Here is a 1055-nt window from a genome sequence, read left to right on the forward strand (position 1 = left end):
CCATCGCCGCATGCGCCGCGCTGGCGGCGATGCGCGATCACCAGCCGCTCAATCGCGCGACCGGCGCGGCGCATGCGGCGATGGTGTGCGATGCGGACGGGCGGGTTCGGCTGGCGCGCGAGGATGTCGGGCGGCACAACGCCTTCGACAAGTTGATCGGCGCGATGGCACGGCAGGGGCTCGACTGGGATGGCGGATTCGCCTTGCTGTCGTCGCGCTGTTCCTATGAGCTGGTCGAGAAGGCGGCGCTGGCGGGGTGCCCGATGCTGGTGACGGTATCGGCCGCGACCAGCCTCGCGCTCGAACGGGCGGCATCGGCGGGTTTGACATTGGTGTCGCTCGCGCGCGACGACGCGGTGCTTTTTTCGCAACCCACGCGTTGAGGGACGCATGACCGAACAGCACGCCGATCGCCCCGATTTCACTCCCTATGACGGCCCGGCAGGCGGCTGGGGGTCGATGCGCTCGCTTGCCGACATCATTCCGCGCGAAAAGAACATCGCCGAGACGAGCGCCGAACTGCTGCGCCAGAACAAGCCCGATGGCTTTGCCTGCGTCAGCTGCGCCTGGGCCAAGCCGCATCCGCCCGGCCCGGTCGAATTCTGCGAGAACGGCGCGAAGGCGACCGCGTGGGAGATCACCAGCCAGCGCGTGACCCCCGACTTCTTCCGTCGCCACACGCTGACCGACTTGCGCGGGTGGAGCGACTACCGGCTGGAGGAAGCCGGACGGCTGACGCACCCGATGAAATACGATCCGGCCACCGACAAATATGTCGTCGCGCCGTGGGAGGAGGCGTTCAAGGCGATCGCCGCGCGCCTGAAACCGCTGAACCCGAAGTCCGTCGTGTTCGACGCCTCGGTCCGCGCATGCCTGGCAACGTCGTGCATTTGGCAGTTGCTGGCGCGGCTGTACGGCAACCAGAATCTGCCCGACAGCTCGAACATGTTCCACAAATCGACGTCGCTGGGGCTGAAGACCTCGATCGGCGTGCCGGTCGGCACCACCCGGCTGGAGGATTTCGACACCACCGAATGCATCCTGCACTTCGGGCA

At 67.0% G+C, this 1055-nt stretch carries 2 protein-coding genes; both read left to right on the plus strand.

The window, feature by feature from the left end:
* On the plus strand, nt 1-383 hold a 383-nt coding region (locus NS334_RS17190), incomplete at its 5' end, for a formate dehydrogenase accessory sulfurtransferase FdhD (RefSeq protein ID WP_193753174.1).
* Between the two features lie 7 nt (nt 384-390).
* Nucleotides 391-1055: molybdopterin-dependent oxidoreductase (locus NS334_RS17195; protein WP_153002836.1), on the plus strand; the 665-nt coding region annotated here is incomplete at its 3' end.

The organism is Sphingomonas endophytica, assembly GCF_001476895.1.
Lineage (GTDB): Bacteria > Pseudomonadota > Alphaproteobacteria > Sphingomonadales > Sphingomonadaceae > Sphingomonas > Sphingomonas endophytica_A.